Source organism: Klebsiella sp. A-Nf5, assembly GCF_002810545.1.
Lineage (GTDB): Bacteria > Pseudomonadota > Gammaproteobacteria > Enterobacterales > Enterobacteriaceae > Klebsiella > Klebsiella variicola.
On record NZ_PIOG01000048.1, the window covers coordinates 45581 to 61721 of the forward strand.

15 protein-coding genes are annotated in these 16141 nt (G+C 59.7%); 5 read left to right on the top strand and 10 right to left on the bottom strand.

The genetic code is table 11. The annotated features are described in order from the left end of the window. The first annotated feature begins 117 nt into the window (after positions 1–117). Entirely contained in the window at positions 118–1068 is a 951-nt protein-coding gene (locus tag CWM53_RS05895) for an FAD:protein FMN transferase (protein ID WP_100631923.1), read from the top strand. Here CWM53_RS05895 and dcuR read toward each other — a convergent pair. Then, positions 1049–1768, bottom strand: a complete 720-nt coding sequence (dcuR, locus tag CWM53_RS05900) for a two-component system response regulator DcuR (protein WP_008805043.1) — start codon at positions 1766–1768, stop codon at positions 1049–1051. The genes CWM53_RS05895 and dcuR overlap by 20 nt on opposite strands. Beyond that, a complete protein-coding gene (locus CWM53_RS05905; RefSeq protein ID WP_061154717.1) occupies positions 1765–3381 on the bottom strand; it encodes a sensor histidine kinase in 1617 nt (538 codons plus the stop codon). Before CWM53_RS05905 ends, dcuR begins: the two co-directional genes overlap by 4 nt. Before the next feature lie 373 nt (positions 3382–3754). Here CWM53_RS05905 and CWM53_RS05910 point away from each other — a divergent pair, with 373 nt between their 5' ends. From CWM53_RS05910 to CWM53_RS05925, 4 genes are all read left to right on the top strand, one after another. Further along, on the top strand, positions 3755–4678 hold the full coding sequence (locus CWM53_RS05910; protein WP_100729866.1) for an N-acetylmuramic acid 6-phosphate etherase: 924 nt from the start codon (positions 3755–3757) through the stop codon (positions 4676–4678). A gap of 307 nt (positions 4679–4985) precedes the next feature. Beyond that, positions 4986–6596, top strand: coding sequence for a malate dehydrogenase (quinone) (gene mqo, locus CWM53_RS05915; RefSeq protein ID WP_232556436.1), 1611 nt, complete (start codon positions 4986–4988; stop codon positions 6594–6596). Between the two features lie 186 nt (positions 6597–6782). Continuing rightward, the gene (locus CWM53_RS05920) at positions 6783–7967 is read left to right on the top strand and encodes a multidrug effflux MFS transporter (RefSeq protein WP_032732935.1); all 1185 of its coding nucleotides are present in this window, start codon (positions 6783–6785) and stop codon (positions 7965–7967) included. A gap of 170 nt (positions 7968–8137) precedes the next feature. Further along, complete coding sequence (locus CWM53_RS05925; protein WP_063105627.1) at positions 8138–9064, top strand: LysR substrate-binding domain-containing protein; 927 nt, start codon at positions 8138–8140, stop codon at positions 9062–9064. Here CWM53_RS05925 and mdcH read toward each other — a convergent pair. The 8 genes from mdcH to mdcA all read right to left on the bottom strand — a co-directional run bounded on the left by mdcH (position 9054) and on the right by mdcA (position 16113). Beyond that, on the bottom strand, positions 9054–9956 hold the full coding sequence (mdcH, locus tag CWM53_RS05930; protein ID WP_100729867.1) for a malonate decarboxylase subunit epsilon: 903 nt from the start codon (positions 9954–9956) through the stop codon (positions 9054–9056). The two genes, CWM53_RS05925 and mdcH, sit on opposite strands and share 11 nt — an antisense overlap. Further along, positions 9956–10573, bottom strand: a complete 618-nt coding sequence (locus CWM53_RS05935) for a malonate decarboxylase holo-ACP synthase (RefSeq protein ID WP_100750730.1) — start codon at positions 10571–10573, stop codon at positions 9956–9958. Before CWM53_RS05935 ends, mdcH begins: the two co-directional genes overlap by 1 nt. 3 nt (positions 10574–10576) lie before the next feature. Then, positions 10577–11536, bottom strand: coding sequence for an AEC family transporter (locus tag CWM53_RS05940; RefSeq protein ID WP_012541868.1), 960 nt, complete (start codon positions 11534–11536; stop codon positions 10577–10579). Positions 11537–11672: 136 nt separating this feature from the next. Next, positions 11673–12473 (bottom strand): biotin-independent malonate decarboxylase subunit gamma, encoded by an 801-nt coding sequence (gene mdcE, locus CWM53_RS05945; protein ID WP_100729868.1) that lies wholly within the window; start codon positions 12471–12473, stop codon positions 11673–11675. Beyond that, on the bottom strand, positions 12473–13306 hold the full coding sequence (locus CWM53_RS05950) for a biotin-independent malonate decarboxylase subunit beta (protein WP_100729869.1): 834 nt from the start codon (positions 13304–13306) through the stop codon (positions 12473–12475). Before CWM53_RS05950 ends, mdcE begins: the two co-directional genes overlap by 1 nt. After that, a complete protein-coding gene (mdcC, locus tag CWM53_RS05955) occupies positions 13299–13598 on the bottom strand; it encodes a malonate decarboxylase acyl carrier protein (RefSeq protein ID WP_012541865.1) in 300 nt (99 codons plus the stop codon). Before mdcC ends, CWM53_RS05950 begins: the two co-directional genes overlap by 8 nt. 17 nt (positions 13599–13615) lie before the next feature. Then, the gene (locus CWM53_RS05960; protein ID WP_100750731.1) at positions 13616–14458 is read right to left on the bottom strand and encodes a triphosphoribosyl-dephospho-CoA synthase; all 843 of its coding nucleotides are present in this window, start codon (positions 14456–14458) and stop codon (positions 13616–13618) included. Then, complete coding sequence (gene mdcA / locus CWM53_RS05965) at positions 14458–16113, bottom strand: malonate decarboxylase subunit alpha (protein ID WP_100680144.1); 1656 nt, start codon at positions 16111–16113, stop codon at positions 14458–14460. The genes CWM53_RS05960 and mdcA overlap by 1 nt, the downstream gene beginning before the upstream one ends. Positions 16114–16141 lie beyond the last annotated feature (28 nt).

Below are 16141 nucleotides of genomic sequence, written 5' to 3' on the forward strand. Positions count from 1 at the left end.
CTCGAAATCCTCACGTACTACGTGTACGCTCCGGTTTCTGCGCGCTGTCCGTGTTCAAACTGGCTGCGCCAATTACGCCTACTGGGATAGGTTCTTATCCCTTCTAAGGAGAGCCCGATGTCCGATAACCGCGTCTATAGCTACTCCGCCGTGTTGATGGGCTCGCCCATCCTGCTCAAACTTTATTCCCACGATGAGGCGCTGGCCTCCCGCGTATTTCAGTTAATTAAACGCTACGAAGATCTGCTTACCGTTAACCGTGCCGAGTCGCAGGTGATGGATATCAACCATGCCGCCGGGCGCCATCCGGTCACGGTCAGTCGCCCGGTCTTTCAGCTGATTCAGTGCGCCAAAGCTGCCAGCATGGTGCGCGACAGCGCCTTTAACCTTGCCATCGGCCCGCTGGTGAAGCTGTGGCGAATTGGCTTTCACGGGCACAGCGTGCCTGACGCGGCTGATATCAGGGCCCGACTGGCGCTGACCCGCCCGCAGGAGGTGGTCCTTGATGAGGCAACCTGTAGCGTGTTTCTCCAGCAACCGGGGATGGAGTTGGATCTCGGGGCGATCGCCAAAGGCTATATCGCTGACCGCGTGCGCGATTATCTCCGTCAGCAGCAGGTGGAGAAGGCGCTGATCAATCTCGGCGGCAATGTGCATACCCTCGGCGAATGGACCATTGGCCTGAAAAAACCGTTTGCCGACGCGCAGGCGCTGATCGGCTCCCTGACGATCAACGGGCAGTCGGTGGTCACTTCCGGAACCTATGAACGTTACTTTGAGCAGGACGGCAAACGCTGGCACCATATTCTCGACCCGCGCAGCGGTTATCCGCTGGATAACGAACTCGACAGCGTGACGGTGATTTCCACGGATTCTTTAGACGGCGATATCTGGACTACGCTGCTGTTTGGCCTCGGCGTAGAGAAGGGCTGCGCAGCACTGCGTCAGCGTGAGGATATCGACGCGATTTTCGTCACCAAAAATCGCGACATCATTCTCTCATCGCCGCAGCGGCTGCGTTTTGCGCCGCTGGACAGCGGCTATCAGGTTATTGACTGTACTGCTTAAGCAAACTGTACTGTTCGGCGACCAGGCGGTAGCGATAGACCGGTCGCCCGGTAGCGCCGTAGTGGATAGTGGTGTAGAGGATATTGATCTGCGCCAGCCAAATCAGATACTTGCGGCACGAGACTCGGGAGATATTCACTGCCGCCGCCAGCTCATCGGTAGAGAATTCGACGTCCGGATGGGCGTCAATCCACTGGCAGAGTGTACGCAGCGTTTGCGCGGTTAGCCCCTTGGGCAGCTTGCGCGCGTCGCTGGCCTCCGGCGCGCCGCCGTGCAGCAGACGGTCGACGTCGGCCTGTTCGTAATACGGCTGGCCGGTCATCAGTTTACGCTTCTCCCGCCAGGTGGTGAGCGCCTCTTCAAAGCGCGGAAACTGGAAAGGTTTGATCAGGTAGTCAACCACCCCGTAATGCATCGCAGTCTGCACCGTGGCGGCGTCTGCCGCCGAGGTGATCATGATGACGTCGATGGCGCGCCCCGACTCGCGGATCGTCGGCAGTAGATCCAGCCCGCTGTCCTGTTGCATGTAGACATCCAGCAGCACCAGATCGATCTCCCGCTGCTTATCGTTAATCATCTCCTGGGCCTGACTGAGCGTCGAAGCGCTCCCGCTGCAACGAAAGCCGGGAACTCTTGCCACGTACAGGCGATTCAGTTCGGCCACCATCGCATCATCGTCAACAATCAACACATTTATCACGCACGTTTCCTTTTACTATCCCAGGGGAGATGAACAAAAAATTGGGTAAATACGCCGGGTTCCGACTCGACGGCGAGGGTGCCGCCCAGTTCGCGCAGCTGCTGGTTGGCGAGAAACAGCCCGACGCCGCGATTCTCGCCTTTGGTGGAGAAGCCTTTGTTAAAGATAGCGTCGATATTATTTTCCGGGATCCCCGGTCCGTCATCGCTCACTTCACCGCTTAGCCAGCCGTCCTGGTAGTGCAGCAGCAGGCCGATCTCACCCTCCGCCTGGCCGCTCATGGCGTCCAGCGCGTTCTCGATAAGATTGCCCAGCACCGTTACCAGCACCGTGACCTGCTTCTCATTCGGGCAATCCGGCACCAGGCTCTCTTCCGCCAGCGTTAGCGTAAAGCCGCACTCGGTGGCGCGCTGAATTTTACTTATCAGGAAGCCGGCCACCACCGGGGATTTAATGCGGTGCTGAATGTCGCCGATGTCCGCCTGATAGCGGTGGGCGGTCTGCAGCACGTATTCCTCGAGTTTGCCATAGCTTTTCATATTCAGCAGGCCGAGGATCACGTGCAGTTTATTCATAAATTCATGGGAGGTGGTGCGCAGGGCATCCACATAGCTCATCATGCCGTCCAGCCGCTGCAGCAGCTGGCTCACCTCGGTCTTATCGCGGAAGGTACAGATGGCCCCGACTACCGCTTCCTGGCTGCGAATGGGCACCGTATTGCCGATCAGCAACAGGCCATTGCACCCCAGCTCGCGGTCGTACATCGGCTCGCCGCTCTGCAAGACGGTCTGCAGGTCGGCGAGCAGCGGCGTGTGGGCCAGGGTTTTGTCTGGCCCGGAAAAGAGGATCTCCTGCGCCGCCGGGTTGATCAAATTAACTTCGCCGTGGGCATCGACGGCAACGACGCCCTCCTTCAGGGCGTGAAGCATGGCCTGACGCTGTTGAAACTGGGTGGAAATCTCCTGCGGCTCCAGCCCCAGCAGGACGCGCTTCAGGCCCCGCACCAGGCTCCAGGTGCCCAGCGCGCAGACCAGCGCGCTGAACAGGATGGTCAGCAGCACGTCCCAGCGGCTGTTGGCGATCTGTTCGTCCACTTTACTCAGCGAAATGCCGACCACCACCACGCCAATTTGCTGGCGCTGGTCGTTGAACACCGGGGTGAACACCCGCAGCGCCGGGGCCAGCACGCCGTGGTTAATGGCAACGTTCTCTTTTCCCTGCAGCGTGGGCAGGATATCCCGGCCGATAAACCGCTTACCGATGATGGAGGTATCCGGATGCGAATAGCGAATACCGTGCATATCGGTGACGATAGCGTACAGCAGGTCATTGCGCCGGGTGATGGCCTGCGCCAGCGGCTGAATGATCTGCTGCTGCGGGGGCGCCTCCAGTCCGCGCTTCACCTGCGGCATATCAGCCATGGTGCGCGCCACCGCCAGCGCGGTCTCTTTCAAACCGTCGCGGGTGGCATTGCTTATCTGCATATACCACAGGGCATAGACCAGCAGGAGCACGGCGCCGATGACGCTGCCAATCATCAAGGATACGGCGGTGCTCAGCTTTAACGGTAAGGTGCGTTGACGAACGCGAGGCTGCTGCTCTGATGCCTTCATGACGATCCCGGATTGATTCAGTGAAGGCATATTATCGCCGATAGGACGGTTTTCATAAAGCCGTGTAATCAAAGCAAATCGAGGCGGTTTAGCCGATGCGTAAACCGTTTCACATGCCCGGTCAGCAATCCTTCTGGCTGGCCATGCCGGCGGGCGGTGAAGATGAGGCGTAAGACAGGATTGCTCAGATAACCGGCAATCGCCCCCTGACGGGGCAGTTGGGACGGTAAACTGTGACCCCGACGGCGGTAAAGTGCGGAAGAATGCCCGTATAGTGGCGACAGAGATTAAATAGGCATGATGAATATAAGGATATGCATCAGGCCGCTGATTACGCCGAGATGCGCTTTTTCTGTTGTAAATGGAGGTTGTTATGAACAGTTCGCTAACCGCTGCAATGCAGGCCCGCCGTCACCCGGATACCACTCACATCGATCGTCTCGCCACGGCCGACATGCTGGCGATGCTGCATCAGGATGATAAGCAGATATCGGAGGCGGTCGGCGCCTGCCTGCCGGACATCGCCCGGCTGATTGATGTCGCCACCGCGACGATGGGCCGGGGAGGGCGCCTGGTCATTATCGGCGCCGGGGCGTCAGGCCGGACGGCCATCGAGGCGATCAGTGACTATTCGCCGGAAGGCAAACACGCGCTGGTGGGACTGATTGCCGGTGGGCAGACGGCGGCGATGGCCGAGCGGGAAACCGCAGCAAATAATTATGACCTGGGCGCCTTTGAACTGCAGTCGCTGGACTTTTCCAACCACGATATGCTGCTGGCGTTGACCGTCAGCGGCAAGACGCCATGGGTGTGGGGCGCGATGCGCCACGCCTGGTCGCTGGGGGCCCCTATCGCTGTCGTCACTCAGCAGGCGGCCAGCGAGGCGGCGCAACTGGCGGATATCATCATTGCCCCACAGACCGGGCCGGAGGCAGTGTCGGGCTTAGCCAATCCGAAGGCTCAACTGGCCCAGCGGCAGATCGTCAACATGCTGACGACCGGGCTCGCCATCCGTGACGGTCGGGTGTACAGCAATCTGCGGGTGGACGTGCAGGCTGACAATTCGCACTGGGCGGAGCGGCAGATAGCGATTGTCATGGCGGCCACCGACTGCACGCGCAGTGAAGCAAAAGCGGCACTGGCCAGCTGCCATCAGCACTGCCGCACCGCGATCCTGATGCTGCTCAGCGGGCTGGATGCCTGGCACGCGCGCGAGCTGCTGAGGGAACATCACGATCATCTGCGTCTCGCCCTGCGCGAAGCACAGCGCAGCAGCACGGCCACTCCCGCCCATTAACCCCTCTGCCAGGCGCGCGCGATTGTCGTACGCGCCTGGACTTTATTAACTAAAAAAAACTCTCTTTTTTATTTTTCTCAGCAATCAGGCTGAATTTTCGATCTTATTTTTCACCAGGTGTCATTTTGATGGCTCGCTTTGCTTTTTTAAGTTAAATAATTATTTGATTAAAAATGCCAGAGTGTAAATGATATTTTAAAATAAAGTAAAAGTGCGTTAATATGCTGCCTCTTATTACCGTGTGCTACGTGATAATTCTATTATGCCTGCAATGAAAAAAACGATTATTTCCTTTACCGCATTAGCAATGTTCGTCAGCGCGGCGACGCATGCTGAAGCGGATACCTCTAAAAAAACCGACTTCCTGCTGATTGGCGGCGGGATCATGAGCGCCTCGCTCGGCACCTGGCTGCAGGCGCTGCAGCCGGACTGGAACCTGACCATGGTGGAGAAACTGGACGGCGTGGCCCTGGAATCTTCCAATGGCTGGAATAACGCTGGTACCGGCCACTCAGCGAATATGGAGCTGAACTATACCCCGGAGCGGGCGGACGGGTCGATTGACGTCAGCAAAGCGCTGGATATTAACGAACAGTTTATGATTTCCCGTCAGTTCTGGTCGGCACAGGTGAAACGCGGTATTTTGCACGACCCGCACTCCTTTATTAACTCCACACCGCATATGAGTTTCGTGTGGGGCGATAATGTCGATTACCTGCAAAAACGTTATAACGCGCTGCAGCAGACCACCTTATTCCAGGGAATGAAATTCTCCACCGATCACGCGCAAATTAAACAGTGGGCGCCGCTGGTGATGGAAGGTCGCGATCCGCAGCAGAAAGTGGCCGCCACCTGGACGCCGGTGGGTACCGATGTCAACTACGGCGAAATTACCCGCCAGCTGATCGGCAGCCTGAAGAAAAATAACCACTTCACCCTGCAAACCTCCTCCGAGGTGACCGATTTCAAACGCAATGCCGACAACTCCTGGCATGTGACGATCAAGAACGTGCAGAGCGGGGAAGCGCAGACTATTGACGCCAAATACGTCTTTATCGGCGCCGGCGGCGGCGCGCTGAAGCTGCTGCAGAAAACCGGTATTCCGGAAGCGGATAACTATGCCGGTTTCCCGGTGGGCGGCTCGTTCCTGATGACCGAGAACCCGGCGGTCACCGCGCAGCATCTGGAGAAAGTCTACGGTCAGGCTTCGGTCGGCGCGCCGCCGATGTCGGTGCCGCACCTTGACGCTCGTTACCTCGACGGTAAGCGCGTGGTGCTGTTCGGGCCATTCGCCACCTTCTCGACCAAGTTCCTGAAAAATGGTTCGTTCTTTGACCTGCTCAGCACCACCACCACCGATAACGTGCTGCCGATGACCCACGTCGGTCTCGACAACTTCGATCTGGTGAAATATCTCGTCAGCCAGGTGATGCTCAGTGATGATGACCGTTTCGCTGCGCTGAAAGAGTACTACCCGGACGCGCGTAAAGAAGACTGGAAGCTGATCCAGGCCGGCCAGCGCGTGCAGATCATTAAGAAAGACGCAGAGAAGGGCGGCGTTCTGAAGCTGGGTACCGAAGTGGTGGTCGATCAGCAGAAAACGATTTCTGCGCTGCTCGGCGCGTCGCCGGGGGCTTCCACCGCCGCGCCGATCACCCTGAACGTACTCAAGCAGATGTTCCCGCAGCAGTTTAACTCGCCGGAGTGGCAGAGCCGTATTCACGCTATCGTGCCGAGCTACGGTCAGAAGCTGAACGGTAACGTGGCGCTGACCCAGCAGGTATGGGATGACACCGCCGCGGCGCTGCAGCTGACTAAGCCGCCGGTGATCCAGATGCCAGCGGCTGCGCCAACCGCGACCGCCAAACCGGCTGAACCGCAGCGCGACGCCTCGCCGCAGCACGATATGGCGCTGTAAAAGCACATTCGTGCAGTGAACAAAAGGGAAGACCACGGTCTTCCCTTTTTTACATCCACATTTCCCTGCCGCTATTTATGAATGATGCTCATAACCCTGTTATGATTTCCGGGGATTATCCGTTACCCCGAAACGGCTAAAATAGCCAGGCACTTCACCGCTTTCCTCTCCTTAACGGATACCATAATGACTTCATCGCATCAGCGCGCCACCAGCGGGGCGCTTTTTATTTTGATTTTAAGCGGCCTGATGGCCTTTACTTCGCTCTCCACCGATATCTATCTGCCGGCCATGCCGATGATGGCCGCGCAACTGCACGGCGATGCCGAACTGACGATCACCGGATTTCTGATTGGCTTTGCGCTGGCGCAGCTGGTGTGGGGGCCAATAAGCGACCGGCTGGGGCGTCGCACGCCGCTGTTCATCGGCATGGTGCTATTTATTATCGGCTCCGCCGGCTGCGCACTGTCGACCACCATCGATCAGATTGTCTTTTGGCGCGTGTTTCAGGCGCTTGGCGCCTGCACTGGGCCGATGCTGGCGCGGGCGATGGTTCGCGATCTGTTTGCTCGTACCCGCGCCGCGCAGATGCTCTCGACGCTGACTATCGTGATGGCGATTGCGCCGATTGCCGGGCCGCTGATCGGCGGGCAGATGATTAAATTCACCAGCTGGCACACTATTTTCTGGCTGCTGGTGGTGATTGGCGCTCTGATGTTTATCGCCTTGTGCTGGCTGCCGGAAACTCTGCCGCCAGAGCGTCGGCAGAAAGGATCGCCGCTTAGCGCGTTTCGCAATTACGCCGCGTTGGTAAAAAACCGGACGTTTATGCGTTATACCCTCAGTCTGACTTTCTTTTACGTCGCGGCTTACGCTTTTATCACCGGTTCGCCGGATGTCTATATTCGCTATTACGGCGTTGCGCCGCAGCACTACGGCTGGCTGTTCGCGGTCAATATCGTTGGGGTTATGCTGATGAGCGTGGTCAATCGTCGTCTTGTGCAGCGCCATGCGTTAGGTTCGCTGTTGAAGGCGGCGCTGGCGGTATCGGCGATTGCCGTCGTCGTGCTGGCAGCCGGCGTGCGTCTGCATATCGGCGGCGTGGCGCTGATTGTGGTGAGTATTTTCCTGTTCTTCTCAATGAATGGGGTGATTGCCGCCACCTCAACCGCCGCGGCGCTGGATGAGGCCGGTGAATATGCCGGTTCCGCTTCGGCGCTGATCGGCTCGCTGCAGTATGGCAGCGGCATTATCTCTTCGCTGTTGCTGGCATGGCTCCACGACGGTACGCCGTGGACGATGGCGTGGATCATGGCCGCTTTTACGCTCGCCAGCCTGCTTTTGGCGTGGCTCCATCGGCGCGTCGATTAATGAATTGAGCTCATAGAGACAAGTCGATTTCCCGGCTGGCGAGTAAGCGAACCGACAACGCGGGGGATATTGACGATAATTAGCGGTTGCGGTCAAAACGGACGTGAGGGTTATTGTTATACTGCCTTGAATTACTGCAGAAAAACGATAACCAGGAGTGTGGAAGGGCTATGAAAGACGATATCAACCAGGAGATCACCTTCCGCAAACTGTCGGTCTTTATGATGTTTATGGCGAAGGGCAATATCGCCAGAACCGCCGAAGCCATGAAGCTCAGCAGCGTTAGCGTTCACCGCGCGCTGCATACGCTCGAAGAGGGGGTCGGCTGCCCGCTGTTTGTCCACAAAGGGCGCAACCTGCTGCCGCTGCAGGCGGCCTGGACGCTGCTCGAATACTGCCAGGATGTGATGAGTCTGATGAGCCGTGGGCTTGAGGCGACGCGTAAAGTCGCCGGCGTCGGTCAGGGACGGTTGCGCATCGGTACCCTCTATTCGCTGACGCTGGAAACTGTTCCGCGCATCATTATGGGGATGAAGCTGCGTCGCCCGGAGCTGGAGCTGGATCTGACCATGGGCTCCAACCAGATGCTGCTGGATATGCTGGAGGACGATGCCCTTGACGCTATCTTAATCGCCACCAATGAAGGCGAATACAATAATTCGGCTTTCGACGTAGTGCCGCTGTTTGAAGATGATATCTTCCTCGCCGCGCCGGCGACGGAACAGCTGGATACCACTCAGCTCGCCGACCTGCGCGATTACGCCGATCGTAAATTTGTCTCGCTGGCGGAAGGGTTTGCGACTTATGCCGGATTTCAGGAGGCCTTTCAGGTGGCCGGTTTTGAACCGGAAATTGTGACCCGGGTGAATGATATCTTTTCGATGATAAGCCTGGTGCAGGCAGGCGTCGGGTTTGCACTGTTGCCGGGGCGCATGAAGAAGGTTTACGAAAACGATGTGCAGCTGTTAAAGCTGGCGGAACCCTATCAGATGCGCCAGCTGATCTCTATCGTCTATTCGCACCACCGCGAGCGCGATGCCGACCTGCTGGCGCTGGCGGCGGAAGGGCGGATGTACGCCCGCAGTATTAATCGCTAAGCCGCTCGGCCAGATGGCGAGCGACGTCTACGCCGCTGCGCTCCAGCGAAATGGTCTCGCCGCGCCAGCCCGCCTGGCGAGTCAGGCAGGTGAGCACCCCGCCGGGCGGCATCTCGATTGCCAGCCTGGCGTCGCGTTCATCGGCGGCGATCATCGCCTCCTGCCAGTGTACGGTGCGCGCCATGTTCATCGCCAGATCGTCGGCGATCCGCTGCGGATCCCACAGCACGCGCGCCGTCGAGCCGCTTAAATAGGCGCACTTAGGCCGCGTCAGTGTGACATCGGCAAAGGCTTTTGCCAGCGCTGCGGCGGGTTTATCCAGCAGTGCGCAGTGCGAGGGCACGCTGACCGCCAGCCGCTGGGCTTTACTGGCGCCAGCCCGCAGCGCCAGCTGCGCCACCTCGGCCATCGCCTCATCGCGCCCGGCGATCACGATCTGCGTTTCGGCGTTGAGGTTGGCGAGATAAACCTCGTGGCCCTGCATCAGCGCCTCAACCCGCGGGCGGGTCAGGCCCATAATCGCCGTCAGTCCGTAACCTTCAGGATACGCCTGCTCCATTAAATCACCGCGCAGCGCCACCAGGCGCAGCGCGCTGGCGAAATCGAGCGCGCCGGCGATCACCGCGGCGGGAAAGGCGCCGATTGACAAGCCGCTGACCATTTGCGGATTAACGCCCTGGCGCTGTAGCTCGCGCGCCCAGGCCACGCCGGCGATCAGCAGACAGAGCTGTACCGCACGGGTGTGTTTTAGCGCTGCGGCGCTATCGAGGCTATCGACTTCATCTCCCAGCACTTCGCGCGCCTGCGCGAAGATATTTTCGCGGTCGGGGATGGCCGCCAGCATGGCTGGCCGCTGGCCGCCCTGACCGGGAAAAGTAAACAAAATTTTCATCATTCCTCCCTGTGCCACGGCGTCGCGGTTAAGCGTGCGCCATGGGATGTTTTCAGCAGCGCACGGCCATCGCGCAGCCACTCATTAAGGGCGAAGGCGCCATACGGTGTTTCTATCTGGGTATCGGCGCGGCACGGTAGTTGGGCCACGCGGGCCTGCCATTCCAGCAATGCCTCGCGGTCCAGCAGCTGCGGCGCGCGGATCAGCAGATCCAGATCGCTTGCCCCATGCAGTACCGGGATTTCGGTTGCCAGCGCGTAGCCGGTACTGCCGGTGACGCCCCAGCGCCAGGGCCAGTTGTGCAAGGTAAGGGCGATAGCCGCCTGGACCGGCGGCTGCGAAACAAAAGGCGAATGGAGTAAGACCTCACGATCAACAAGCATCTCCGGGGTGACGCTGCGCACGATATTGTGCGCCTGTACCCAACCGGCGGCGCGCTGCTCGCGCTTCATGCCTCGTACCCCAACCGGGATGCGGGAGTGGTCATCAACGTCGCGTCTCACCACCACCGGCAGCGCGGCCCGCCACTGCTGAGCCACCCACGGCTCGGCAATAGCCTCCAGGGCGCTGGCGTGGTTTAACCAGATTAAATCGTGGGGACGCGGCGTTGATGACATGGTTTACAGTCCTGAAGTCAAAGAGATAAACAGCGGTAGCGACAGGATACACAGAACCGAGCTCAACAGCAGCACGGCTTCAGCATCCGGTGACTGGACGCCGAAACGGTTGCCGAAGACCACGCCGAAGAAGCCGGCGGCCAGGGCAATCATCAGGATCGCGGTAATGGCGATGGATCCGTGCAGACCCAGCAGCATCACCAGACCCCAGGCAATAAACGGCTGCACCAGCAGTTTCACGATGGTGGAGGTGGCGATCAGCGCATTGAGCTGCAGTTTACGTGCCGACAGGATCACCCCGGTGAGGAACAGCGCGGCAGCGGTGGCGGCCAGGCCCAGCGGTTTGATGGAGGCCAGCAGCATTTCCGGCATTTTGATGCCGATAGCGGAAAGCACCACCCCAAGCAGCGGGCCCCAGACGATCGGTTTTTTCACCGAGCGCCACATCAGCACTGGCAGCATCGCCAGCGTAGAACCGCTGTTTTCACCCGCGGCGCGGGCTTTTTCACGTTCCAGAATCAGCAGGCAGAACGGGGTCATCAGCACCGAACCGCAGGCGATAGAGACCGCCACCGACAGCGAGGTTGACGCGCCTTCACCCAGCACGCTGCCGAGGATCGGCAGACCTAACGCGGCATAGTTCGGCAGGGCGACGGTGAGGGTCAGCACCGCGGCATCCTGCGGCGTGCGTTTGAACACGCTGGTGGCGAGAAAGTAGATCGCGGCATAGGTGATCCACATCGCGCCGGTCAGTACCAGCACCAACGGCGACTGGGCGACGATACCGGCCCACGGCGTTTGTACCGTCGCGCTAAACAGCGTGGCGGGTAAGGCAAAATCCATTACAAAAATATTAAGCAGCGAGACGTTTTTGTTATCTACCATCCCGGCCTTTCCGGCCCAGAAACCCAGCAGCATGATAACGAAAATGGGCGCGAGAGCATGAATAATCACATAAGTCATAAATCACCTGTAAATAAAATAGAGTACTGGCGCGATTGTTATTTTTTCTAAAAGCCGTCCCTTCCCGGAGCGCTTGTTCCGCGCTCCGGGGGACGACTTCCGGCAGGTTTTCTTCTACTACTTACGTACGAACGTCTTACCAGCTGGCGCGCATGCGATCGCGAACCCGTTGTGAGCTGCGGCGGTTTTCCGCGCCCAGGCGGCACTTCAGCGAGGTATCTTTGCGCGCGTCAGCGATGGCGTCGCGCAGCGTGTTGCTGACCAACGACAGATCGTGGTCGTCAGGGGCATCCGGATTATTAATATCCAAAAGGGCGGAGAGCAGGCCGAGCGTCGCATAGTTGCTGACGTCGTAGGCCATCGGCGGAATGGTAGCCGCCAGTTTTTCCAGCGCCTCCATGGTGCGCAGGGTAATACGCGCCGCCGATTCTTTACCCATGGCGTGAACCAGCACGCCGCTATCGTTAAAGGCGATCAGGCGGTTGGCCTGGTAGCCATGGGCCAGAAACGCCCCGGACATCGCTTTTCCGACAATCAGACCAATCACCGGGTGGCCGGCAAGACGGGCTTTGGCGTAGGCGCCCGCGGCTCCGGCCAGTGCCTGGTGGATGCCGAAAGCTTCTTCGCGGCGGCCATAGGCCTGGCTCGGGACATCAATCACTGCCACGATTGGCCGTTTGACAGGCTGGTCGGCGTCGGCAGCGATGGTTTCGTTGACCACTTTCGCCAGCGTCCAGCCTTCCAGCAGGCCGACTTCGCCGCCGGCCGCGCGCGGGTAGTGGTTGTTGGCGTCAGGCACCACGGCGATAAAGCGGACGCTTTCGCCATCAATCTGGCCATCTGCGACCTGTACCGACGGGCACAGCCCGCTCATCAGCGGCGCGTCAGGCGCCAGTTTATTCAGCCACAGCGCGGCGCGGTTTGGGAACTGACTCATTATTTATCCTCCCGGGCAAAAAGCTGTTTAATCTGCGCGGTATCCGCCTGCTGGCGGGTATCGAACTGGCTCAAGCGACGCAGATAATCGTCATAGTTGTCGCTGCGGTGCTGGGCCGGTATGCCTTTGGCGATTGCCTCATTCATTGCGGTTTTAACGGCATTAACGCCATCGTTAACCAGTGCGTCGACCAGCCCGCTGGCGGCGCGAATTTCACCCCCGGTCATGCTCCAGATAAACGGCCGGTTGCGGGAGTCGTACTCTTCAATGCCGGCTTCCTGCTCGATAACCTGCGGGCCGTTGAGGCCGAGACGGGCTTCACGGGTGACGATAAGGTAGCTGCACAGCGCCGCGGCGATGGACATGCCGCCGAAGCAGCCGACGGTACCGGTGATAATGCCGACGACCGGGGTGTAGCGGCGCAGGTCGACAATCGCGGCGTGAATGTCGGCGATGGCGGCCAGACCAAGGTTGGCCTCCTGCAGACGTACGCCGCCGGTTTCGAGGCACAGTACCGCCTGCGTCGGGATACCGTTGCGGTTATCTTCCGCCGCCAGCTCCAGCGCGGCGGCCATTTTGGCGCCGGAGACTTCGCCCATGCTGCCGCCCTGGAAGGTGCCTTCGATGGCAATCACCACCGCAGGTTGGCCGTTGATAGTGCCTTTGGCGACCACCATACCGTCGTCGGACTGCGGGACGATGCCCTGTGCGCCGAGCCACGGCGACATAATGCCTTCAAACGGATCCAGCAGTTCGCGGTAGCTGCCGTCGTCCAGCAGGGCGTGGGCGCGTTCGCGAGCGCGCAGTTCGATAAAGCTGCGATCGTTACGCATGAGCGGCCTCCTCAAAGACTTGTTCAATACGAATACGAGCGACGCCCGGCGTGGCGCCGAAGTCGTGGATAATCAACTGCCCGGCGGGCAGACCGTTGATCAGGTTCAACCTGTCGAACAGCGCCTGCCAGCGCGCCTGGCTGTTATCCACGGAGGTGGTGATCTGTACGTTGAGCGTGGCGCTCTGTGCGGCGGTATAAAGCACTTCCATATCGCCTGAACCTACGACCCCTGCCAATGCTTTGCCGCTGAGGGCGCGGTTGGCAGGAAATGACAATGTAATCTGTTCCATAACATCCTCTGAATGCGTTAGCCGGAAACCCGGTCGAGAAACAGGGTGGCGGCAAGGAGATCGGCCGCGCCACCCGGCGAGGCGTTTTGCGCCAGCATCTGCGCATCAAGGCGCGCCAGCGCGGCGCGACCGGCGACGCTGGCGCAACCGCCAGCCGCCAGAACCTCGCGAGCGCCTTGCTGCATAGCGTGCAGGCCGTTCATGCCTGCACGTGACAGCACGCAGGTATCGCTCAGCGAGGTCATGATGGCCATCAGCGCATCAAGGCGCGCCTGCGACTCGCTGGCGCCTCGCGCCCGGCTTTGCTGCAGTTGCGGCAGCGCCAGGGTGGTAACATGCGGAAATCCGCGCTGCGCTTCCTCGCGTGCGCCCGGCACCTGCCAGCGGCGGCTGGCGCGCAGCCCCTTACTAAAGCTTTTCGGCGCGAAGCCGTCAGGCAGACGGGCGAGGGCGGCGGCGGTCCCGGCGATCGCCTGTGATTGACCCTCTCCACCCAACATCGCCACCGCGCTGACCAGCAGGCCCAGCGCCCAGATGGCGCCGCGGTGGGTGTTAACCCCACCTGTCGCCATCATCATCTGCGCTTCACCTTCGCGACCGAGGCGGCCGACGGTTTCGCGCAGGGCGATATCCACCGGACGCTGCCAGCTTTGCTGCGCCAGCGCGTGAAAGGTCGGCTGCAGGCTGCGGGCGGAGCGTTCCATCAGGTCCAGATTAAGATCCTGATGCGCGCCGTTGCCGCGACTATCGACCAGACCCGGTTTCGGGCTCAGACGGGCTTCGTCAATCAGACACGCGCTGGCGGTATGCGCCAGCCAGCTGACGCGGCTTTCTGCGAGTTGGGGAGAGAGATTTTTCATTACCAGCTCCGGAATTTTGCCGGTGGGTTGTACAGTCCGTCGGACCATTCCACCAGGTCGGCGACACTGCCGGCCGCCAGCAGCGAGCGGGTGGCATCGCTGCGGCGAATGCCGATATCTTCCGGGTAGACCACTTTGCCGCTCTGGCGCAGGGCGGCGACACGTTTGGCGTCCACCCCGAGGCCAATATCGGTGATCCCGGCCACCGCGGCGACCATCGCCCGGCGCTCTTCAAGACTCTCCGCGCGGTACAGGTAAGCGATACCTTCTTCGGTCAGCACGTGGGTCACGTCATCGCCATAAATCATCACCGGCGCCAGCGGCATGCCGGAAGCTTTCGCCACCTCAACCGCGTCGAGGGTTTCAACGAAGGTCGGTTTCACGCCAGCCTGGAAGGTTTCGACCATCTGTACCACCAGTTTTTTCCCGCGCTGCATCGGGTCTGGTTCAGTGATCATATTGAGCCAGGCCGGGGTAGCGTGGCGGCGACCGTGCGGGTCGTGGCCCATATTCGGCGCGCCGCCGAAGCCGGAAAGGCGGCCGCGGGTGACGGTGGAGGAGTTAGCCAGGCCATCAACCTGCAGGGTCGAACCGATAAACATATCTACCGCGTACTGACCTGCCAGCTGGCAGAAGGCGCGGTTAGAGCGCATCGAGCCATCCGGGCCAGTAAAGAAGATATCCGGGCGGGCGCGGATATACTCTTCCATCCCCAGTTCGCCGCCGAAGCAGTGCACGCTCTCCACCCAGCCGCTCTCAATCGCCGGGATTAAGGTCGGATGCGGGTTCAGGGTCCAGTGTTTACAGATTTTGCCTTTCAGTCCGAGCTGTTCGCCGTAGGTGGGCAGTAGCAGCTCAATGGCGGCGGTATTAAAGCCGATACCGTGGTTGAGCGACTGCACCTGGTGTTCCGCGTAGATGCCTTTGATCGCCATCATCGCCATCAGAATGTGTTCTTGCTTAATCAGGCGCGGATCGCGGGTGAACAGTGGTTCAATGAAGAACGGTTTGTCGGCGACCACCACGTAATCGATCCACGAGCCGGGAATATCGACGCGCGGCAGATCGCATTCGTCGTCCACCAGTTCGTTGACCTGGGCGATGACAATGCCGTCGTGGAAGGCGGCGGCTTCGACCAGCGCCGGGGTATCTTCGGTACTTGGCCCGGTATACAGGTTGCCTTTACGGTCCGCTTTATAGCCGGCGATCAACGCGACGTTTGGCGACAGATCAACGTACAGGCGGGAGTAGAGTTCGATATAGGTGTGGATGGCGCCGATTTCGAGCAGGCCATCTTCCAGTAGCTGCGAAATGCGCAGGCTCTGGGTGCCGGAGAAAGAGAAATCCAGTTTACGGGCAATGCCTTTTTCAAACAGGTCCAGATGCTCGCTGCGTCCGACGCTGGGCATAATCATATGCAGGTCGTGAATTTTTTGCGGATTGACCTCGGCGAGCATGCGGGAGAGGAAATCAGCCTGTTTCTGGTTGTTGCCTTCCAGTACCACCCGATCGCCCGGGGCGAGCAGATTTTCCAGTACGCTGACCAGCTGGTCAGTGGGGATGACTTTGCCGGCGATCTTCGCTTCGGCCAGCCGCCGCTGTTTTTCCGTCCGGCGACGGTTCCAGACCCGCGCCGTCGTTTGTTCAGCATTCATTGTTAACCTCCTGATTCGACAAATCGTT